A 19,409-nucleotide genomic window follows, 5' to 3' on the forward strand; every position below is an offset into this window, starting at 1 on the left:
TCTTGAACTGCTTGCGCCGGGCGGCGTACTCCTCACAGACGAGCTGCACCGTCGCGCTGCCCACCCGCACGCCCTCGCATTTCGAGTACCCCGCCGTGAGCCTCTGCAGGTCGAACCCGCTCAGCCACTCGCGCCGCTCCCAGATCGCACGCGAACTCGTCTCGTTGCAGTAGTTCCACACGAAGTTCACCTCACGCGCCATCAAGGACAGCACGCCAGCGTGCTTGTCCTTGATGCGCAGCTTGAGAGTCTTCACGGCTTCCATCCGACAACTGTATTTCCATACATGTCGGTTGACAAGCCGTCCCGGCTTGAACACTCGACCCCGGGCTGAACCCCGGGGCTTGTCGCTTCGTCCGGGTCAGGCAGCATGGCCCGGTTTTCCACGTTCACCAGTGACCCGCTGACCCAATGTCCACTGCCGCACCGCCCACCCCGCCCGGCTCGCCCCCGTCGGACACGTCTGCCCATGCCGGCCACAGCCACGAGTTGCTGTTGTGCCACCCCGGAACCGGGCGAAAGCTTCGGGTGCCGCTCGGGTATTCGAGGTCCGTGCTGCTGTTTGGCCCGTTTCCCCTGCTCATGCGCCGCTGCTGGCTGCTGGCCCTCGCCTGTGTGGCGCTGCCCATCGTCGGGCAGGTGGCGCTGGCCGGACAGGCCAACCGCCTCTATCTGAAGCAGCTGCTCCAGAAAGGCTACCGGGTGGTCGCCACCCGCCCCGGCGAGGTGACCCAGGCCGAGTGGGCGCTGGGCATGACGCTGCCGCGCTACTCAGGCCCCAGGCCCCCCGCCTGACAGCGGCACGGTCCCGTCCTCGCACGCCGCGGCAAAACTGGCCCAGTCGGCCTGCACGTCCTCGGCGCAGGCGTGGGCCAGATCGATCAGGCGGACGCGCCACTTGAGTTGCTGGCCAAAGGCGATGAGTTCGTCCGCCGTCGCAGCGCCGCCGCGCCCGCTGCTGCGCAACTGCGCCCAGGCCAGGCACTGCCCCATGACCACCAGCAGCTGCTGGAGCCGCGCGACGGGACGGCCGACTTGCGCCAGCGTCACCCGGTCTTCGCTGGGCAGCAGCGCCCGCAGGACAAACGGCGTGTCCTCCAGCCGGACCGCGTGCAGGAAGGCCATGCCCGCGGCCTGCATGCGCTGCTGGATGGCCACGATGCGGTGGGCCTCGTCCGGCCACGCCGGCTGCACGGTGGGCACGTGGCCCTGCAGCGACGAGGGCGTGGCCTTCTTCAGGTCCAGCAGGTAGTTGCCGTCCGGCGAGCCCTTGCCGCGCACGAGCACGATGTAGCGCTCCACCCCGAGGCTGCCGGTGCCGGCGATGCGCTGCGCCACGTCGAGCACGTCGAAGAAGCGCGGTTTGGCCTGCTCGCTGGCAAAGCCGGCCATGAAGGCGCGGACCTTCGCCTGCTCGTCCTCGCTGGCCATCAGTGCCTTCTGCCCGTCGACGCGGATGCGGCGCTGGCGCCCTTTCAGCTCCGTGCGGCTGTCCAGGAATTCCGGGCGGCTGCGCCCGCGCACCGCCTGCAGCAGATCGGACACCGGCGGCGGTGCCGTGTCGCGGTCCACCCAGCGCGCCTTGCCATCGACCAGCGCCTGCACATAGGCCTGCAGCAGGACCTCGCACAGCTGGCGCGAGGACGCCCCCACCCGCCGCCCCAGGCTCCCGCTCTGCCGCCCCACCACGACGCTGGTCAGCAGCCGCACCAGATCCCAGGTGGCCGGTGCGAGCAGCGATTCGTCGAAGTCGTTGATGTCGAACTGCACCTGCCGGCTGTCGCCCTTGTAGCTGCCGAAGTTCTCCAGGTGCAGGTCACCGCAGGTCCAGACGGCCGGCGCCTTGCGCAGCTCGGTCGTCACCGGCAGGCGGGCGTGGAACAGGTGGCAGCTGCCGCGCAGGAACACGAACGGGTTGGTGCGCATGGCCTGGTACTTCATGGCCAGCCGGACCGGGTCGCGGCCCTCGTTGAAACGCAGGATCTTCTTGACGGTGTTCATGGAGGATCCAGGGCAATGAAAACGGGCACTGCAGCGGCTCAGCGCTCCTGCAGCTCCAGGGTGAGGTGGCCAGCGCGGGACCAGTTCGCCACCTCCTCGCGCAGCAGGTGCATGCTGCGCGGGTACTCGGTGGCCCAGGCGCGGTCCAGCCGCAGCACGACCGTGTCCTGCTGGCACACCAGGCCGGGCCGGAAGGCGCCCAGCTCGTTGCGGGCATGGCAGAACAGCACCGCCAGGCGCAGCGCGAGGATCTGCGCCGCACGGCCCGCATCGCCCAGCACCGCCTCGACCTTGCGCAGCCCGCCGCGCTGACCCAGCACCAGATCGGCGAGTCGGCGCTGCTGGCTCTGCGAAAAGCCCGGCGCGTCGATGTGGGCCAGCAGGTAGGCGCTGTGGCGGTGGTGGTCGTGGTGGGAGATGCTCATGCCGATCTCGTGCAGCCGGGCGGCCCAGACCAGTTCCTGCTGCAGCACGACTGGTGCCGCCGGAGCGATCTGCCCGAACAGATGCTGGGCCAGCTGCTGGACTCGCAGGGCATGCGGCCGGTCGCACTGGAAGCGGCGCTGCAGGTCGCCGACCGTCTCGTCCTGCCAGCTGTGGCCGTCCTTCTCGCGCCGCACCTGGATGCGCTGGTGCAGATCGAAGATGACACCCTGGCGCAGCGCGGCGCGGGTCGGCCGGATCTCGTCGATGCCGAATTCATTCATCACCGCGCCCAGGATGGCCAGCCCGCCGGGCAGCACGGCCCGGCGCTCGGCCAGCAGGCCGGGCAGCTCCAGCGCCTGGACCGCGTCGGCCGCGACGCACTGCTTGCGCAGCCAGCGCAGGCCGTCCTGCGTGATCGCCCCGTCGCCGCGGCCGGACTGCAGCAGGATCTGGCTCACGGCACTGGCGGTGCCGGACGAGCCGAGGGCCTCGTCCCAGCGCTCCTGCCGGAAGGCCTGCACGGATTCCTCCAGCACGGCCTCGGCATTGATCTGGGCCTGGCGGAAGCGGTGTTCGGTGCAGCGGCCGTCGGCAAAGTAGCGCTCCGACAGGCTGACGCTGCCGATCTGGAACGATTCGGCGAGCTGCGGCTTGAGGTTGCGGCCCAGGATGATTTCGGTCGAACGGCCACCGATGTCGATCACCAGCCGGGGATGCGTGGCCGGCTCGATGCGCGACACGCCGGCGTAGATCAGCCGCGCCTCCTCCCGGCCGGAAATCACCTCGATCGGATAGCCCAGCGCCTCGGCGGCGCGGGACAGAAACTCGTCGCGGTTGCCCGCTTCGCGCAGGGTCTGGGTCGCCACGGCGCGCAGCTGCATGGCGGGCAGGCCGCCGAGTCGCTGGCGGAATCGCGCCAGACAGGCCAGCCCGCGCTGGGTGGCCAGCGGGGTCAGCCGGCCACGGGCATCGAGGCCACCCCCCAGACGCACCATCTCCTTGAGGTAGGCGATGCGCTGGTAGCGGCCCTCGCGGATCTGGGCCAGCTCCAGCCGGAAGCTGTTGGAGCCCAGATCGACGGCGGCGAGCACGCCGCGCCAGTGCAGGCCCTGGCTGTCCGGAACCAGATCAGGGGCGTGAGCGGAATCCAGTTCGCTCGGAAGAGTGGTGCAGGCAGCCAGGATGGTCATGGCGACAAATTAAGTCGGATCGATGACAGCTTGATGGCAAGGCCACCACCCAGCAGAGCCTGCGTGCACTTCAGCGCTTCTTGCCCGACTTCGGACGACCGGTCTTGATCGGCGTCACGGCCTGGAGCGCCGCCAGCAGCGCCTCGTCGGACAGGGCCGACAGCGCCGCGATGCCCGCGCGCAGCACCTCGCTCTTCTTGGCGTGGTGCGCCAGCGTCAGCGCGCGGTTCTTCAGCAGCGCGATCTGGGCGTATTCGTTTTCGGGGAAGGTGAAGCTGTCACGGACGAGCTTGTACTTCACGGCAGGCGCCACCGGCTCGACTGGTGCAGCCGGCACCGCGACAGCCACCGCCGGCACGGCCGGGACAGCCGCCACCTTGGCGCGGGGTGAACGGGGCGCACGCTTGCGGGCGGCGGGGGACGGGACGGGTGCATTCATGGTGTTCTCCAAAACGGTATAAACAGTATATGCATTTGGTGCGGATCCAGTCTCGCGGATCGGCCAGGCGCCGGACCGCTACACAAAACTGCGGCAGACTCGGGCACCCCGCCATTCCCGCCATTCCCGCCATTCGCGCCTTTCGGGCAACACGGGCTGCAAGCGACCGGACAGATGACCACCGACCCACCCCATGCACTCCCAGGCGACACCCTCTACGGCAGCGATCCGGCCGGACTGATCTGGGGCTTCCAGTTCGCCGAGCCAGAGGGCCCCGCGCAGGCGGAGGCCGCGCTGCTGGCCGTGCCGGTCTCGTCGACCCAGGCCCGGCAGTGGCTGGCCGAGCATCCGGACACGGAGGACGCACCGGCCACGACCGGCCTGCTGTGGCTGCACTTCAACCTCGCCAACAACGCCACCGAGCGCTGGCTGCGCGACCACGCCGAGCTGCCCGAGGCCTTCTTCGAGTCGCTGCGCGGCGGCCTGAATTCCACCCGCGTGGAGCGGGTCGAGCAGGTGCTGCTGGCGGTGGTCAACGACCTGCAGTTCGACTTCTTCTTCGAGCCGACCGACACCGCCACGCTGTGGATCTGCCTGAACCGACGCCTGCTGATCACCGGACGCCGCAAGCCGCTGCGCTCGATCGACCAGCTGCGCGTGGCGGTGCGCGACGGCGAGCCGGTGCGCTCGACCGCCGACCTGCTGGCGCAGCTGCTGCGCCACCAGGCCGACATGCTGGTCGATCTGGTGCGGCGGGCCACGCTGCAGATCGACGACGTGGAGGACCAGCTGCTCGCCGGGCGCCTGAACCACAAGCGCTCGCGCCTGGGCGCGATGCGGCGGCTGCTGGTGCGCCTGCAGCGGCTGCTGCTGCCGGAGCCGGCCGCGCTGTTCCGGCTGCTCCAGCACCCGCCGGGGTGGATGGCCGATCTGGACGTGCAGGACCTGCGCGACGCGACCGAGGAGTTCTCTGTGGTGCTGCGCGACATGGTGTCGCTGCAGGAACGGGTCAAACTGCTGCAGGAAGAAGTGGCCGCGCAGATCAACGAACAGACCAACCGCAGCCTCTTCGTGCTGACCATCGTCACGGTGCTCGCGCTGCCGATCAACCTCATCGCCGGCCTGCTGGGCATGAACGTCGGCGGCATTCCGCTGGCGGACCACCCGCACGGATTCCTCATCGTGGTCAGCATCGTGCTCGCGTTCACCATCATCGCGGGATGGGTGGCCTTCCGGCGCCGGGACGACGGCGGATGACCACGGATCCCGAACGCCGGGTCACGCTCGACCTGCGCACCGGCGCCGACGCGGCCGCGCGGCTGGACCCGCTGCACGCCGACTGGCGCGGCGAGCGCCTGATCGTCCTCGCGCTCGAAGGCCCGGACCGCCCGGACCTCGCAGGCGGTCGGGTGCAGTGGATGCGCGTGCCCGGCGACTCCGCGGACGTGGAGACACGCCTGCGCGGCCTGCAGGCGCAGGTGGACCGCTTCCTGCTCGACGCCAGCGTCACGCTGACCCCGGACCTGCTGCGGCGGCTGAACCGGCTGGCCGCGCCCGGAGCCACCCTGGTGACCCCCCAGACCGCGCCCGCGGTGCGGGACGGCCTCGCCCGCAACGGTTTTGTCGTGGATGCGGCGGAGTCCGGCACCACGCAGGCCCGCTTCGCGCCGCGTTTCACGCTGCCGCAGCCGGCAGCGTTTCGCCCGCCGCACCAGGGGCCGCGCGAGGCACTGGTGATCGGCGCCGGACTGGCCGGGTGTGCGGCGGCCTGGGCGCTGGCGCGTCAGGGCTGGTCCACCACCGTGCTGGACCGGCAGGCCGCACCGGCGCAGGAAACGTCGGGCAACCCGGGCGGCCTGATGCACGGCACCTTCAACGCCCCCGACGGCCTGCACGCCCGCTGGTTCCGCGCCGCATCGCTGCTGACGGCCCGGCTGGCGCGTCCGGCGATTGCCTCGGGCGCGGTCGCGGGGGATCTGCGCGGCTTCGTGCGGCTGGAAGACCGGCTGGACGCCACGCAGGCCGCCGCCCAGCTCGCCCGGGTCGGTCTACCGGAGAGCTATGTGCGCTGGGTCACCGCCGCCGAGGCCCGCCGCCACACCGGCCTCGACGTGGCCACTGGCGGCTGGTTCTATGCCGACGCCGGCTGGCTGTCGCCGGGCGACTGGTCACGCTGGCTGCTGGCGCAGGCGGTGTCGGCCGGACAGGCGCGCTTCCAGGGGCAGACCGAGGTCGCGGCACTGCGGCGCAGTCCGATGGGCGATTGGCAAGCGCTGGACCACCAAGGGCAGGTGCTGGCGCAGGCGCCGGTGGTCGTGCTGGCGAATGCCGGCGCGGTCAACCGCCTGCTGGAGCCACACGCCGCGCCGCTGCGGCTGCAGGCGGTGCGCGGCCAGACGACGCTGCTGCCCGCCGACACGCCGGGGCTGTGTCCGCCTCGGATGGCCCTGTCGGGACAGGGTTACGGCCTGACGCTGCCGGACGGCCGCGTGCTGACCGGCGCGACCAGCCAGGCCGAGGACCGGGACGCCGCCGTGCGGCTGGCCGACCACCGGCACAACCTGGCGCGCGCCGCGCAACTCGGGATCTGCCGGCCGGATCTGGCGACGCAGGACACGCTGGCGCCGGAGGGCCGTGTCGGCTGGCGGGCCAGCACACCGGACCGGCTGCCGCTGATCGGCCCGCCCGTCGACCGCCTCGCCTTCGACGCCGCGCGGCAAACCGGACGGACCCGGCTCGACGGGCTGCGCCACGTGCCGCGCTGCCAGGGCGCCGGGCACGGCCTGTTCGTCTACAGCGGACTCGGGTCGCGGGGCATCACCAGCGCGGCGCTCGGCGCACAGGTTCTGGCGGCGTGGATCACCGGGGCGCCCTTTCCGGTCGAGGCGGCGCTGCGGGACGCGCTGGATCCGGCGCGTTGATCCCGCGGGCGGATGGGCGAAAAAAAAGGCAGCTCCGAAGAGCCACCTTGTGAAGCGATGGAGCTATCAGGACCAACCCCTCCATCGAATGGAAATCGACAGACCACAAAATCGACCCTGAGCCTAAGCACTTTGCGCGCTACCGAACAGGGTGCCCGACCCCGCAATCCGAGGTGAACCCCTTCATTCAGGGGGTTGGCGGCTCGGCAGCGCGGGCGACCCGTCTGCCGGATCCAGCGTTTCCACGGAACGCAGCTGGCGCGCCATCGCCCGGGTCCGGACTTCCGCCGATTCGATCGTCTGGCTGGCCTCGTGCAGCTTCTTGCGGGTCTTTTCGAGCACCTCGCCGAAACGCGAAAATTCCAGCTTCACCGCGCCGAGGATCTTCCAGACCTCCGCGCTGCGCTGCTCCAGCGCCAGCGTGCGGAAACCCATCTGCAGGCTGTTGAGCATGGCCAGCAGCGTGGTCGGCCCGGCCAGCGTGACGCGGTGCTCGCGCTGCAGGCGCTCGTTCAGGCCGGGGCGGCGCAGCAGTTCGGCGTACAGGCCCTCGGTCGGCAGGAACAGCACGGCAAAGTCGGTGGTGTGCGGCGGCGCGAGGTACTTGGCGGCGATGGTGCGGGCCTCGTCGCGCACACGCAGCTCCAGCGCCCGCGCGGCCAGTTCGGCGGCGGGTTTGTCGGCGCGGTCCTGCGCGTCCAGCAGTCGCTCGTAGTCCTCGCGCGGGAACTTGGCGTCGATCGGCAGCCAGACCGGCGCGTCCAGCCCAGCGGCGCCGCGCCCCGGCAGGCGGATCGCGAACTCCACCCGGTCGTTGCTGCCGGGCACGGTCACGACATTGGTCGCGTACTGCTCGACCGTGAACACCTGCTCCAGCAGCGCCGCGAGCTGCACCTCGCCCAGCAGCCCGCGCGTCTTCACGTTGCCCAGCACGCGCTTCAGGTCGCCGACACCCTGCGCCAGCGTCTGCATTTCGCCCAGGCCGCGGTGCACCTGCTCCAGCCGGTCGGCGACCTGCTTGAAGCTCTCGCCGAGGCGGGCCTCCAGCGTGGCGTGCAGCTTCTCGTCCACGGTGGCGCGCATCTGTTCAAGCTTGCGTTCGTTGTCGGCCTGCAGGCTCGCCAGCCGCTGCTCGACGCTGAGCTGCACGGCGTCGAGCCGCTGCTCCATCGACTGCTGCAGCCCGGCGAGGCGGCGGTCATTGGCCTCGGTGAGCTGGCGCAGGTGCTCGGACTGGGTGCGGCTGGCCTCGCCGGTCTGGGTCAGCAGCAGACGCTGGAACTGCGACAGGGCCGCGCTCAGCTCCTGGCGGGTGCCGCGGGCGCTGCCTTGTACTTCAGTGCGCAGTTCGCGCTCGACCCGCTCGCTGTGGGCGTGGCCGGCGTCGATGATGGCGTCGGCGGTGGCTTGCAGGCGCTCGGTGTCGTCGGCTGGCGCGGTGGCTTCGGTCAGTCGGCGCCAGACCAGCCACAGCAGCCCGACCGCCTGCAGTGCCACCAGCACCAGCAGGCCGACCAGCAAGCCGTGGTCAGTCACCCGAGACCAGCACCCGGATCGCGTCGGGCAGCGGCACCGACTTCTGCGCGGGGAAATCCACCCACACCGTCTTGGCGCCGCCAGCCGCGTAAATCACGCCGGGGTCGTCGGTGCGGCCGAGCGTGATGTAGGTGTCGAAGCTGGTGCGCCCCGGGTTGCACACGTAGTGGCGCGCCACCACGTCGCCCGGGAACTCCAGCTGCTTGTAGAAGTTGCAGAAGGCATTGACGATCACCGGGCCGGTGCCGCGCGGGTCCGGCTGGGCACCGAGGCGCTCGAACCAGTCGATCCGCACGATCTCCAGGTAGCGGAAGTAGATGGTGTTGTTGACGTGGCCCATCGCGTCCATGTCGCCCCAGCGGATCGGGAACACCATCTCGTGGGTGAAGCGCATGTTGGCTTCGTCGGGAATCTCGAATCGCATCGTCACAGCTCCATGCCGAGTGCGGCGGCGATCCGGCCAAGCTGCCCACGCAGCTCCAGCACCTCGGCACGCAACACGGCCACTTCTTCGGCCAGCCCGGCATCGGCCACACCGCCAGATGCCGACTCGTTGGACGCCGCCTCCAGCCCCGCGTCACCACACAGCAGGTGTGCCCAGCGCGACTCGCGCGCACCCGGCGCCCGCGGCAGCTTGCGCACACGCGGCGGGTCCTTCTCGGCGAGTTCGTCGAGGAAGCCTTCGACCGACGAGACATCGGCGAAGCGGTGCAGGCGCTCGCAGTGCAGGCGCAGCTCGGCCGCGGTCTGCGGGCCGCGCAGCGTCAGCATCGTCAGCAGCGCCGCCGCCGCGCCGGGCACACCGAGCACCCGCGCCAGGTTATGCTCGTAGCGCACGACCCGCGCTCCGCTGACCTCATTGACGAGGCTCAGCGACTTCAGCTCCTCGATCGCAGCCAGCACCTCGGCATCGCTCAGCGTCATCACCGGCTCGCGCGCCGTCTTCTGGTTGCAGCCGGCACACAGCGCGTTGAGCGACAGCGGATAGGAGTCGCGCACGGTCGCCTCCTTCTCCACCAGCACCGCGACGATGCGCGCCTCCAGCGGCGTCAGGTTCCGTCTCATCGGCAGCGTCCTTGCGTCGGCTTCAGAGACCGAAGCCGTCGTCGGCCTGGATGATGGCGCCGTTGATGAAGCGGCTCTCGTTGGCGCACAGCATCATCAGCACCGCGTCCAGATCCTGCGGTGTGCCCAGGCGCTTGCGCGGCAGCATGTTGATCAGCTTCTGGCCGGCGTCGGTCTGCCAGTGGTGGTGGTTGATCTCGGTGTCGATGTAGCCGGGGCAGATGGCGTTGACGTTGATGTCGAACTTGCCCCACTCCAGCGCCATCGCGCGCGTCATGTGGATCACCGCGGCTTTGCTCATCGCATACGGCCCGATCTGGCTCAGCACGCGCAGGCCGGCCATCGAGGCGATGTTGACGATGCGACCGCCGGTGTAGGTGCCGGGTGCCGCGCCGCGGGCACGGGCCACCATGCGCTTGCCGACTTCCTGCGCGACGAAGAAGGCGCCGCGCACATTGGTGTCGAACACGAAATCGAAATCTTCCGGGGTGACATCGACCAGCTTCTGGGTCGTGCTGACGCCGGAGTTGTTGATCAGGATGTCGAGCACGCCGACCTCGGTCTCGGCGTGGGCCACGGCGGACTTGATGCTGTCGACGTCGGTGACGTCGAGTTCGACCACGTGGGCGTCACCGTCCGCGGCCTCCAGTTCGGCACGCAGCGCCTTCAGACGGTCGGTGCGCCGGCCCGCCAGCACAACGGCGGCGCCTGCACGCGACAGCACCCGCGCGAACTGTGCCCCCAGGCCGCTGGAGGCGCCGGTGACGAGGGCCACGCGGCCGGACAGGTCGATGGGGTAGCTCATGGAATTGCTCCTCTTTCGGTGTGGATCGATGTTGGTCGAAATCTTCACCTGAAGATAGCACGCCCCATGCGGGTGTCCTGTCACCCCCGCTGCACCACCTCGGCGCCGCGGCGGGCGCCACGAATTCAGCGCATCAGGGCGCGCACATGCGCCAGGGCGGCGGCGGCGGGGTGGCGGCGCACGGGCACCCGGCGGCGCTCATAGCGGGCCAGATCGTTCAGCAGGCCGCGGACCAGCCGCTGCGCCTGCCCGCGCTCGCCAAGCAGGAGTTCGATTTCCTCGACCTCGGTCTCGTCGATCTCGTAGGAGCGCAGCACGACATCGTCGCCGCTGGCGGTGATCTGGCCGAACAGGTCGGCGTGGCGGGCGAAGACATCCGGATTGACGAGCCGGATGCGGCCGATCAGCCGGCTGGCCAGCTGCTGGAGCAGCGCGTGTGGCGTCTCGCCCACACGGCGCGACAGCGCATCGAACAAGGCCTGGAGCTGGGCGGCCGGGTAGGTGTCGAGCAGGTCATCCTCGTCGCCGCAGGGCACGTCGGTGCCGAAGAGGATGGCCTCGGCCATCGGCGCCCCATGACGGGCTTCGACCATGTTCACAAATTCGGAAACCAGCAGTCCCAGCATCACACACCCCATATTGACCAGACAGTAGCGGCTAAGCGGGTGAGCCCGTCTGCAAGCCGTTGCGCCCAGCATAGGTGCACCCGAATTGAACAAACCGTAGAAATGCCGGACTTCCGCCGTATATCTCTGGAACAGCACCGGCGGTGCCCATTGAGGCACGGCAGGGTTTCACGATGTCAAAAAAGAACGATCGTTCTTTTTTTGTCTGGAGGCCGTTAGAATCTCGACCGCCCCGCTAGACCCAGACCCCGCCATTACAAGGACGCCCATGAGCCCCCAGGAGATCCTCGACCAGTTCGGCCCCCGCGACGCGATGGAGTACGACGTCGTCATCGTCGGTGCCGGCCCCGCCGGACTGGCCGCCGCCATCCGCCTCAAGCAGCTGGCCGCGGCGAAAGCCCAGGAGCTGTCGGTCGTGGTGATCGAGAAGGGCTCGGAGCCGGGCGCACACATCCTCTCGGGCGCCGTGATGGACCCGATCGCGATGAACGAGCTGTTCCCGGACTGGAAGGAACGCGGTGCGCCGCTGAGCCAGCCCGTGACCGCCGACGAGGTGCTGTTCCTGTCGGAGACCGGCGCCACGAAGACGCCGCAGGCGCTCATCCCCGACTGCTTCCACAACCACGGCAACTACATCGTCAGCCTCGGCAGCGTCGTGCGCTGGATGGGCGAGCAGGCCGAGGCGCTGGGCGTCGAGATCTTCCCCGGCTTCACCGCCGCCGAAGTGCTCTACCACGACGACGGCAGCGTCAAGGGCATCGCCACGGGCAACCAGGGCGTCGCCAAGGACGGCGAGCCGAGCGACAGCTTCCAGATCGGCATGGAACTGCACGGCAAGTACACGCTCTTCGCCGAAGGCGCGCGCGGCCACCTCGGCAAGCAGCTGATCGCCAAGTTCAAGCTCGACGAAGGCAAGGACCCGCAGAGCTACGGCCTCGGCATCAAGGAACTGTGGGAGATCGATCCGGCGAAGCACCAGCCCGGTCTGGTCATCCACACCGCGGGCTGGCCGATGAACACGGACACCTATGGCGGCGGCTTCCTCTACCACCTCGAAGACAACAAGGTCACGCTCGGCTTTGTCACCGGGCTGGACTACAAGAATCCGTGGCTCAGCCCCTTCGAGGAGATGCAGCGCTGGAAGACGCATCCCTCGATCCGCCAATACTTGGAAGGTGGCAAGCGCCTCGGCTATGGGGCCCGCGCCATCACCGCGGGCGGCCTGCTGAGCCTGCCGAAGACGGTGTTCCCGGGTGGCGCGCTGATCGGCTGTGACGCTGGCTATCTGAACGCCGCGCGCATCAAGGGCAGCCACGCCGCGATCAAGACCGGCATGTTGGCCGCCGAAGCCGCCTTCGAGGCCCTCGCCGCCGGCCGCCAGCAGGACGAGCTGAGCGCCTATCCGGACGCCTTCGAATCCAGCTGGCTGCACGCCGAACTCGACAAGTCGCGCAACTTCAAGCAGTGGTTCAAGAAGGGGGTGTACGTCGGCTCGCTGATGACGGGCATCGAGCAGTGGCTGCTGCCCAAGCTCGGCTTCGCCTCGCCGCCGTGGACCGTGCACCGCGAGAAGGCCGACCACCTCTACCTGCGCCCGGCCGCCGAGTGCGAGAAGATCGAGTATCCGAAGCCGGACGGCGTCATCACCTTCGACCGCCTCAGCTCGGTGTTCATCTCCAACACCAACCACGAGGAACACCAGCCCGCGCACCTGACGCTCAAGGATGCGCGCGTGCCGGTGGAGATCAACCTCGCGAAGTACGCCGGCCCCGAGGCGCGCTACTGCCCGGCGGGTGTCTACGAGTTCGTCAAGACCGACAACGGCCACGACAAGCTCGTCATCAACGCGCAGAACTGCGTGCACTGCAAGACCTGCGACATCAAGGATCCGACCCAGAACATCGTCTGGGTCACGCCGGAAGGCGGCGGCGGGCCGAACTACGCGGGCATGTGAAGCGGCGCACAGCCCGGCGGAAACACCGCGTCGGGCAGTGCCTCGAAACCAGGGCGGCCGAACAGGTAGCCCTGGAACAGCTCCACCCCCTCGTCGGCCAGCCAGCTGTATTCGTCCACCGTCTCGACCCCTTCGGCGATGACGTCAATGCCGAGGTCGATGCAGGCGCTCAGGATGGCGCGCACGATGGCCTGTCTCGGCCCGCTGCGCTCGATGCCGCGCAGCAGCGCCATGTCCAGTTTGAGGATGTCCGGCTGGAATTCGGCCAGCAGGTTCAGGCCGCTGTAGCCGGCGCCAAAATCGTCGATCGCCAGCTTCAGGCCCTGTCCCCGGTAGGCCTTGATCGTCCGGGCAAAACGGACCACGTCGTCGATCACCTCGCCTTCGGTGACCTCCAGCACCAGACTGTCGATCGGCAGCCCGTGGCGGGTCGCGGCCGCCAGCATCGGGGTGAGCACCTCCTGGTCACTGAACAGGCTCTGCGGCAGGAAATTCAGGTTGAGCTGGGTGCGGATGCCCAGCCTGGCGGCCAGGGCGATCGCGACATTGCGTCCGCGGGCGTCGAAATCGTGCAGTTCACCCGGCGGCACGCAGCCCAACACGCTGGAGGCGGGTTCACCATGTGCACCCCGGATCAAGGCCTCGTACGACACCACCGCGCCGCTCGGCGCATGCACGATCGGCTGAAAGGCGTAGGAAAACCGGGGAAGCACCGACAGCATGGGCTCAGCGTCCAGCGGACACCGACTCCTCGACCTGCTGCTGTGCCCTGCGGTGCCAGCGGCCCGTGCTGAAGGCCTGCAAGAGCTTCTTGGCGCGCCCCCCGTCGATGTCGGACAGGGTGCGGCCTGCTTCGAAAAAGTCATTCAGACCCGGCAGGTCCGGATAGTCGGCACCATCGACCCGGGCAAATCCCATCGTCCAGACGGGAAAACTGCGGCGCGCGATCGGCTCATGGATGATCTGAACCACCCGGTGGTGGCGCGGGTCGTCGGCAATTCGGGCGTAGATCTGCTCCACGGCCAGGCAGGGACCCTCCAGCACCTGGAAAAAGTTGCCCCGGTCATGCAGCAACATGCCCGTCAAGCCCTGGGCCGCGTTGCGGCGCCGCGCGCGCACCAGCATCTCTGCCAGTTCGTCCGTGCCCAGCACCCGAGTGGCTGTGCTGGCATAAATGCAGTGCACCAGATCCGACATCTACTGATCCCAGCAAGCGATAGTCCCGTGATGAAGGTCTATCGACGCCGGCCAGCCCAACTTGAGCCGGACTGTTCGGTCACCAGTTGGGCGGACGCTTGTCGATGAACGCCTGCACGCCTTCGAGCGCGCTGTCGTCCATCATGTTGCAGGCCATCGTCTGCACCGCCGTCTGGTAGGCCGCCTCGACGCCCGTCTCCAGCTGGCGATAGAACAGCGCCTTGCCCATTGCCACCGCGGCGCGCGGCTTGGCGACGATGCTGGCCACCAGGCGCTCGACTTCCGTGTCCAGCGCGTCGGCCGGCACGACACGGTTGACCAGCCCCTTGGCGAGCGCCTCGTTCGCGGACAGGAACTCGCCCGTCACCAGCATCTCGAACGCCGTCTTGCGCCCGACGTTGCGCGACAGCGCCACGCTCGGTGTCGAGCAGAACAGCCCCAGGTTGACGCCGCTGACCGCGAAGCGCGCCGTGTCCACCGCCACCGCCAGATCGCAGGTCGCCACGAGCTGGCAGCCTGCCGCGGTCGCCACCCCATGCACCCGGGCAATCACCGGCACCGGCAGGCGCTGGATCGACAACATCACCTTGCCGCAGCGGGTGAACAGCTCCCGGTAATAGGCCAGGCTCGGCTCGGCGCGCATTTCCTTCAGATCGTGGCCGGCGCAATAGGCGCGCCCGGCCGCGGCCAGCACGACGCAGCGCACCGAGCTGTCATCGGCCAGCGCGTCCAGTTCGGTCTGCAAGGCAGCCAGCATCGCCTCGGACAGCGCGTTGAAGGCCTGCGGGCGGTTGAGCGTCAGGGTCACGACGCCGCGGGCGTCCTGGGTGCGCAACAGCAGGGGTTCGTCTGGAAGGGTCATGGGGGTCTCCGGTGGGTGTTTTCTGACAGTGTGCCAAAGCGGCGACAATCGGGCCATGTCTGTCCTTCGAATCCTGCGCGCGGGCCTGTGCTCCGCGCTGCTGCTGACCCCCCTCTGGCCCACCGTGGCCGCGCCGCGCGTGGCCGTGGTGCCCAGCCCGCCCGCTGGCTACGAGGCCCGGCCAGAGGTCACCACCTTCATCAAGGACCTCGTCCAGCGCCACCCGGAACTCGACGAGGACGTGGTCGCCACCACCCTGTCGGAAGCCCGCTACCAGCCCCAGGTCGCCAAGTTCATCATGCCCGCGGCCAGCCCGGCGGCCAAGAACTGGAAGGTCTACCGCTCGCGCTTCCTCGACACGCTGCGCGTGCGCGAGGGCGTCAACTTCTGGCGCGACAACGAGACGTGGCTGCGGCGGGCTGAAGCGCGCTGGGGTGTGCCGGCGCGGGTCATCGTCGCGATCATTGGTGTCGAGACGATCTACGGGCGCCAGACCGGCGGTTTCCGCGCGGTGGACGCACTGGCGACGCTGGCCTTCGACTTCCCGCGCGGCCGCAGTGACCGCAGCGAGTTCTTCCGCGACGAGCTGGAAGCGCTGTTCGCCCTCGCCTCGCGCGACAAGATCAATCCGCTCAGCCTGAAAGGCTCGTATGCCGGCGCGCTGGGGATGCCGCAGTTCATGCCGAGCACCTGGCTCAAGTTCGCCATCGATTTCGACGGCGACGGCCGCACCGACCTGCAGCGCAGCACCCCGGACGTGATCGGCAGCGTGGCCAACTACCTGGCCGGACACGGCTGGGTCAAGGGCATGGCCACGCACTACGACGTGCTCCCGCCGACCACCGACGCTGACCGCGAGGCCCTGCTCGCCCCCGACATCCTGCCCAGCTTCACCGCGGCCGACATGGCGCAACGCGGCGCCCTGCTCAGCCCCGCCGGCCAGCAGCACGCCGGCAAGCTCGCGCTGGTGGAGTTGCGCAACGGTGTCGAAGCGCCCAGCTTCGTCGCCGGCACCGATAATTTCTGGGTCATCACCCGCTACAACTGGTCCGCGTACTACGCCATGGCCGTGATCGACCTCTCCGAATCCCTGGCCGCGCACAAGACCGTCGCCGACAACCGCTAACCGCTGACCCGCCCTGAGCGGTTTCCCATGCTCCAGTTCAAGTCCATCACGCTGCGCCGCGGCGTCAAGATCGTCCTCCAGAACGCGTCCTTCACGCTGCAACCCGGCGAAAAGGCCTCGCTTGTCGGCCGCAATGGCGCGGGCAAGTCCTCGCTGTTCTCGCTGCTGACCGGGCGGCTCCAGTCCGACCAGGGCGATGTCGAGATGCCCCCGCGCTGGGAGATCGCCGAAGTCGCGCAGGACATGCCCGAGACCGAGACCGGCGCCACCGAGTTCGTGCTCGAAGGCGACCGGCCGCTGATGGCCGCCCGCGCCGCGCTGGCCGCCGCCGAGGAAGCCGACGACGGCCACGCCATCGGCGACGCCCACGCCCTGCTTGGCGAAGTGGGTGCCTTCGATGCCGCGGCCCGGGCGCAGTCGCTGCTGCTCGGCCTGGGGTTCCGGGTCAGCCAGCTCGATGCACCGGTCAACAGCTTCTCCGGCGGCTGGCGGATGCGGCTGCAGCTGGCGCGGGCGCTGATGTGCCCGGGCGACCTGCTGCTGCTCGACGAGCCCACCAACCACCTGGACTTGGACGCGCTGGTCTGGCTGGAAGCCTGGCTGCTGCGCTTCGACGGCACGATGCTGGTCATCAGCCACGACCGCGAATTCCTCGACGCGGTCACCAAGGTCACGCTGCACCTGGACGAAACCCAGGTCACCCGCTACGGCAGCAACTACAGCGGCTTCGAGATGATGCGCGCCGAGCGCATGTCGCAGCAGCAGGCCGCCTTCTCCAAGCAGCAGGAAAAGGTCGCCCACCTGCAGCGCTTCATCGACCGCTTCAAGGCCAAGGCCAGCAAGGCCAAGCAGGCCCAGAGCCGCGTCAAGGCGCTGGACCGCATGACCAAGCTGGCGCCGATCCTCACCAGCGCCGACTTCGAGTTCGAGTTCCGCGAGCCGCAAAGCCTGCCGAACCCGATGATCGTGATGGACGATGTCTCGGTCGGCTACGGCGACAACGTCATCGTCTCGAACATCAGCAAGTCCGTGCTGCCGGGCCAGCGCATCGGCATCCTGGGTGCCAACGGCCAAGGCAAGTCCACCGTGGTGAAGACCCTGGCGGGTGCGATCCAGCGCCTCGGCGGCCACATCCAGGAGGGCAAGGGCCTGTCGATCGGCTACTTCGCGCAGCAGGAACTCGACGTGCTGCGGCTGGAAGAAGGCCCGCTCGCCCACATGGTCCGGCTGGCGCGCGACGTCGGCCCGCAGGCGCGCGAGCAGGAGCTGCGCGACTTCCTCGGCCGCTTCCGCTTCACCGGCGAGATGGTGGGCCAGGCGGTGGGTTCGCTCTCCGGCGGCGAGAAGGCGCGGCTGGTGCTGGCGATGCTGGTGTGGCAGCGCCCCAACCTGCTGCTGATGGACGAGCCGACCAACCACCTGGACCTGACCACCCGCGAGGCGCTGAGCATGGCGCTCAACGAGTACGAAGGCACGGTGATGCTGGTCAGCCACGACCGGGCGCTGCTGCGCGAGGTCTGCGACGAGTTCTGGCTGGTCACCGGCGGCGAAGTGCGGCCGTTCGACGGCGACCTGGACGACTACCAGAAGTGGCTGCTGGAGCAGAGCAAGGAAATGGCCAAGCGCGCCCGCGAGGAAGACCGCGCCATGCAAAGCCGGCCCGTCGCCGCGCCCGCCGCCGCCCCGGTGGTCGTCGCTGCGCCCGTGGTGGCAGCGCCCGCACCGGCTCCAGCCAGCCGGGACGACCGCAAGGCCCAGACCGCTGCGCGCATGAAGCTCGCCGAGCAGACCAAGCCGCTGAAGAAGCAGCAGCAGCTGGCCGAGCAGGCGCTGGAAGCCGCACAGCAGGACCATGCCCGCGTGCTCGCCGCCCTGGGCGACACCGGCCTGTCACCCGCCGACCGCGCCGAGCAAGGCCGCAAGCTCAAGGTGCTCGACGACCGCATCGCCGAGCTGGAGCTGCGCTGGATGGAACTCGGCGAGCAGATCGAGGCCATGGGCAGCACCTGAGGCTGTATGTAAACACAGGCTTGTGGCAGACTGGGCGGCATGAAACTCCCCGTCACCGAGGCCCCGATCCGGATCGTGCGCCGTGGCCGGCCTCCCGCAGCGGCGCCAACCCTGTTCCCGGACGATCTGGCACCCGAGCCGGTGGCCGTGCTGCCAGGGCCCGGCAGCGTCAAGGGCCGCGGCACAGCTTGGCGCATCGCCGGCCGGTACGAGCGCCGGGCCCGCCACGCGGTCGATGACGGCTGGGACAGCCTGGACCAGCGCGCCGAGGACGACCGCGACCGCGTCACCCGCACCGAGGTAATCGACGAGCCCTGCAAGAGCCTGCTGCGTGCCAACGACTCGCCGGACGTGCCCTTCGAGTTGTCGATCAACCCCTACCGGGGCTGCGAGCACGGCTGCATCTACTGCTACGCCCGGCCGACCCACAGCTACGCGGACCTGTCGCCGGGGCTGGATTTCGAGACGCGCATCCTCGCCAAGACCAACGCCGCCGACCGCCTGCGCGAGGAACTGCGCCGGCCGCGCTACACCCCGCGCCCGCTCAACCTCGGCTCCGCCACCGACGCCTACCAGCCGGTCGAGCGCAGCCTGAAGCTCACGCGCCAGATCATCGAAGTGCTGCACGAGGCGCAGCATCCGTTCTCGGTGGTCACCAAGTCGGGCGGTATCGTGCGCGATCTCGACCTGCTCGCAGACATGGCGCAGCGCCAGCAGGTGCTGGTCTTCATCAGCCTCACCACGCTGGACAACGACCTGGCGCGCATCCTCGAACCCCGCGCCAGCGCCCCGGCCCGGCGGCTGGCCGCCATCCGGGCGCTGTCGGATGCGGGGGTGTGGGTGGGTGTGAACGTGGCGCCGGTGATCCCGTTCATCAACGAGCCCGAGATCGAGCAGATCATCGAAGCCGCGGCCGGCGCGGGCGCGAAGTCGCTGCACTGGACCGTGGTGCGGCTGCCGTGGGAGGTCAACCCGCTGTTCCAGCAATGGCTGGAGGAGCACTTTCCCGACCGCGCCCACCGCGTGATGGAGCGCATCCGCGATCTGCGGGGCGGCCAGGACTACGACGCCGACTTCAGCACCCGCATGAAAGGCGAAGGTATCTGGGCCGACCTGATCCGACAGCGCATGTTGGGCGCCGCGCACCGGCACAGCCTGGTGCGCGAGGTGCCGACGCTGGACTTCAGCCGGTTCCAGCCGCCGCGGGCACCGGTGCCGGCCACACCGCCGGACCAGGGCGAGCTGTTCTGA

Annotated in this window: 18 protein-coding genes and 1 pseudogene; 7 read left to right on the forward strand and 12 right to left on the reverse strand. The window is 69.3% G+C overall.

Annotated elements, in window-relative coordinates; translation table 11 throughout:
- A pseudogene (locus AABN02_RS15055) lies at positions 1-256 on the reverse strand (transposase); the annotation flags it as partial.
- Between the two features lie 155 nt (positions 257-411).
- On the opposite strand from AABN02_RS15055, the gene AABN02_RS15060 reads away from it, so the two are divergent.
- Positions 412-795: a hypothetical protein gene (locus tag AABN02_RS15060; protein ID WP_338415744.1), complete on the forward strand. Its 384-nt coding sequence runs from the start codon at positions 412-414 to the stop codon at positions 793-795.
- Here AABN02_RS15060 and AABN02_RS15065 read toward each other — a convergent pair.
- The 3 genes from AABN02_RS15065 to AABN02_RS15075 form a co-directional block, all read right to left on the reverse strand.
- Positions 772-2,001 (reverse strand): DUF2252 domain-containing protein, encoded by a 1,230-nt coding sequence (locus tag AABN02_RS15065; protein WP_338415745.1) that lies wholly within the window; start codon positions 1,999-2,001, stop codon positions 772-774. The two genes, AABN02_RS15060 and AABN02_RS15065, sit on opposite strands and share 24 nt — an antisense overlap.
- 38 nt (positions 2,002-2,039) lie before the next feature.
- Complete coding sequence (locus AABN02_RS15070; RefSeq protein ID WP_338415746.1) at positions 2,040-3,617, reverse strand: Ppx/GppA phosphatase family protein; 1,578 nt, start codon at positions 3,615-3,617, stop codon at positions 2,040-2,042.
- Between the two features lie 70 nt (positions 3,618-3,687).
- Positions 3,688-4,056 carry a hypothetical protein gene (locus tag AABN02_RS15075; RefSeq protein WP_338415747.1) on the reverse strand — a complete coding sequence of 123 codons (369 nt, stop codon included), beginning with the start codon at positions 4,054-4,056 and terminating at the stop codon, positions 3,688-3,690.
- 174 nt (positions 4,057-4,230) lie between these two features.
- Here AABN02_RS15075 and AABN02_RS15080 point away from each other — a divergent pair, with 174 nt between their 5' ends.
- Together AABN02_RS15080 and mnmC are read left to right on the forward strand one after the other, a co-directional pair.
- Positions 4,231-5,313, forward strand: a complete 1,083-nt coding sequence (locus AABN02_RS15080) for a transporter (RefSeq protein ID WP_338415748.1) — start codon at positions 4,231-4,233, stop codon at positions 5,311-5,313.
- Entirely contained in the window at positions 5,310-6,977 is a 1,668-nt protein-coding gene (gene mnmC / locus AABN02_RS15085; RefSeq protein ID WP_338415749.1) for an FAD-dependent 5-carboxymethylaminomethyl-2-thiouridine(34) oxidoreductase MnmC, read from the forward strand. The genes AABN02_RS15080 and mnmC overlap by 4 nt, the downstream gene beginning before the upstream one ends.
- A 183-nt stretch (positions 6,978-7,160) precedes the next feature.
- Here mnmC and rmuC read toward each other — a convergent pair whose 3' ends face one another.
- From rmuC to AABN02_RS15110, 5 genes are all read right to left on the reverse strand, one after another.
- A complete protein-coding gene (rmuC, locus tag AABN02_RS15090) occupies positions 7,161-8,513 on the reverse strand; it encodes a DNA recombination protein RmuC (protein WP_338415750.1) in 1,353 nt (450 codons plus the stop codon).
- Complete coding sequence (locus AABN02_RS15095; RefSeq protein WP_338415751.1) at positions 8,506-8,937, reverse strand: thioesterase family protein; 432 nt, start codon at positions 8,935-8,937, stop codon at positions 8,506-8,508. The genes rmuC and AABN02_RS15095 overlap by 8 nt, the downstream gene beginning before the upstream one ends.
- Positions 8,938-8,939: 2 nt before the next feature.
- Positions 8,940-9,578: a YceH family protein gene (locus tag AABN02_RS15100; RefSeq protein WP_338415752.1), complete on the reverse strand. Its 639-nt coding sequence runs from the start codon at positions 9,576-9,578 to the stop codon at positions 8,940-8,942.
- 22 nt (positions 9,579-9,600) lie between these two features.
- Positions 9,601-10,383 carry an SDR family oxidoreductase gene (locus AABN02_RS15105; RefSeq protein ID WP_338415753.1) on the reverse strand — a complete coding sequence of 261 codons (783 nt, stop codon included), beginning with the start codon at positions 10,381-10,383 and terminating at the stop codon, positions 9,601-9,603.
- A 125-nt stretch (positions 10,384-10,508) separates the two neighbouring features.
- Positions 10,509-10,976: a hypothetical protein gene (locus tag AABN02_RS15110; RefSeq protein WP_338415754.1), complete on the reverse strand. Its 468-nt coding sequence runs from the start codon at positions 10,974-10,976 to the stop codon at positions 10,509-10,511.
- 301 nt (positions 10,977-11,277) lie between these two features.
- On the opposite strand from AABN02_RS15110, the gene AABN02_RS15115 reads away from it, so the two are divergent.
- Positions 11,278-12,963 (forward strand): electron transfer flavoprotein-ubiquinone oxidoreductase, encoded by a 1,686-nt coding sequence (locus AABN02_RS15115; protein ID WP_338415755.1) that lies wholly within the window; start codon positions 11,278-11,280, stop codon positions 12,961-12,963.
- Here AABN02_RS15115 and AABN02_RS15120 read toward each other — a convergent pair.
- The 3 genes from AABN02_RS15120 to AABN02_RS15130 all read right to left on the reverse strand — a co-directional run bounded on the left by AABN02_RS15120 (position 12,948) and on the right by AABN02_RS15130 (position 15,022).
- Positions 12,948-13,685, reverse strand: a complete 738-nt coding sequence (locus tag AABN02_RS15120) for an EAL domain-containing protein (RefSeq protein ID WP_338415756.1) — start codon at positions 13,683-13,685, stop codon at positions 12,948-12,950. The two genes, AABN02_RS15115 and AABN02_RS15120, sit on opposite strands and share 16 nt — an antisense overlap.
- A 4-nt stretch (positions 13,686-13,689) precedes the next feature.
- On the reverse strand, positions 13,690-14,160 hold the full coding sequence (locus AABN02_RS15125; RefSeq protein ID WP_338415757.1) for a BLUF domain-containing protein: 471 nt from the start codon (positions 14,158-14,160) through the stop codon (positions 13,690-13,692).
- Between the two features lie 79 nt (positions 14,161-14,239).
- On the reverse strand, positions 14,240-15,022 hold the full coding sequence (locus AABN02_RS15130) for an enoyl-CoA hydratase (RefSeq protein WP_338415758.1): 783 nt from the start codon (positions 15,020-15,022) through the stop codon (positions 14,240-14,242).
- Between the two features lie 55 nt (positions 15,023-15,077).
- Between AABN02_RS15130 and mltB the strand changes: the two genes are divergently transcribed.
- From mltB to AABN02_RS15145, 3 genes are read left to right on the forward strand one after another with little or no spacing between them, the layout of a single operon-like run.
- Positions 15,078-16,148 carry a lytic murein transglycosylase B gene (gene mltB / locus AABN02_RS15135; protein ID WP_338415759.1) on the forward strand — a complete coding sequence of 357 codons (1,071 nt, stop codon included), beginning with the start codon at positions 15,078-15,080 and terminating at the stop codon, positions 16,146-16,148.
- Positions 16,149-16,175: 27 nt separating this feature from the next.
- Entirely contained in the window at positions 16,176-18,158 is a 1,983-nt protein-coding gene (locus AABN02_RS15140; protein WP_338415760.1) for an ATP-binding cassette domain-containing protein, read from the forward strand.
- 39 nt (positions 18,159-18,197) lie between these two features.
- Positions 18,198-19,409 carry a PA0069 family radical SAM protein gene (locus AABN02_RS15145; RefSeq protein WP_338415761.1) on the forward strand — a complete coding sequence of 404 codons (1,212 nt, stop codon included), beginning with the start codon at positions 18,198-18,200 and terminating at the stop codon, positions 19,407-19,409.

This window comes from uncultured Sphaerotilus sp. (assembly GCF_963924895.1).
Lineage (GTDB): Bacteria > Pseudomonadota > Gammaproteobacteria > Burkholderiales > Burkholderiaceae_C > Sphaerotilus.

What these genes read in the sequence shown, in the direction of transcription:
- AABN02_RS15060 (WP_338415744.1), top strand. Translation starts at nt 412, where the DNA reads ATGTCCACTGCCGCACCGCCCACCCCGCCCGGCTCGCCCCCGTCGGAC.
- AABN02_RS15125 (WP_338415757.1), bottom strand. Translation starts at nt 14,160, where the DNA reads ATGTCGGATCTGGTGCACTGCATTTATGCCAGCACAGCCACTCGGGTG.
- mnmC (WP_338415749.1), top strand. Translation starts at nt 5,310, where the DNA reads ATGACCACGGATCCCGAACGCCGGGTCACGCTCGACCTGCGCACCGGC.
- AABN02_RS15095 (WP_338415751.1), bottom strand. Translation starts at nt 8,937, where the DNA reads ATGCGATTCGAGATTCCCGACGAAGCCAACATGCGCTTCACCCACGAG.
- mltB (WP_338415759.1), top strand. Translation starts at nt 15,078, where the DNA reads ATGTCTGTCCTTCGAATCCTGCGCGCGGGCCTGTGCTCCGCGCTGCTG.
- AABN02_RS15065 (WP_338415745.1), bottom strand. Translation starts at nt 2,001, where the DNA reads ATGAACACCGTCAAGAAGATCCTGCGTTTCAACGAGGGCCGCGACCCG.
- AABN02_RS15140 (WP_338415760.1), top strand. Translation starts at nt 16,176, where the DNA reads ATGCTCCAGTTCAAGTCCATCACGCTGCGCCGCGGCGTCAAGATCGTC.
- AABN02_RS15070 (WP_338415746.1), bottom strand. Translation starts at nt 3,617, where the DNA reads ATGACCATCCTGGCTGCCTGCACCACTCTTCCGAGCGAACTGGATTCC.
- AABN02_RS15080 (WP_338415748.1), top strand. Translation starts at nt 4,231, where the DNA reads ATGACCACCGACCCACCCCATGCACTCCCAGGCGACACCCTCTACGGC.
- AABN02_RS15120 (WP_338415756.1), bottom strand. Translation starts at nt 13,685, where the DNA reads ATGCTGTCGGTGCTTCCCCGGTTTTCCTACGCCTTTCAGCCGATCGTG.
- AABN02_RS15100 (WP_338415752.1), bottom strand. Translation starts at nt 9,578, where the DNA reads ATGAGACGGAACCTGACGCCGCTGGAGGCGCGCATCGTCGCGGTGCTG.
- AABN02_RS15105 (WP_338415753.1), bottom strand. Translation starts at nt 10,383, where the DNA reads ATGAGCTACCCCATCGACCTGTCCGGCCGCGTGGCCCTCGTCACCGGC.
- AABN02_RS15145 (WP_338415761.1), top strand. Translation starts at nt 18,198, where the DNA reads ATGAAACTCCCCGTCACCGAGGCCCCGATCCGGATCGTGCGCCGTGGC.
- AABN02_RS15110 (WP_338415754.1), bottom strand. Translation starts at nt 10,976, where the DNA reads ATGGTCGAAGCCCGTCATGGGGCGCCGATGGCCGAGGCCATCCTCTTC.
- AABN02_RS15075 (WP_338415747.1), bottom strand. Translation starts at nt 4,056, where the DNA reads ATGAATGCACCCGTCCCGTCCCCCGCCGCCCGCAAGCGTGCGCCCCGT.
- AABN02_RS15130 (WP_338415758.1), bottom strand. Translation starts at nt 15,022, where the DNA reads ATGACCCTTCCAGACGAACCCCTGCTGTTGCGCACCCAGGACGCCCGC.
- AABN02_RS15115 (WP_338415755.1), top strand. Translation starts at nt 11,278, where the DNA reads ATGAGCCCCCAGGAGATCCTCGACCAGTTCGGCCCCCGCGACGCGATG.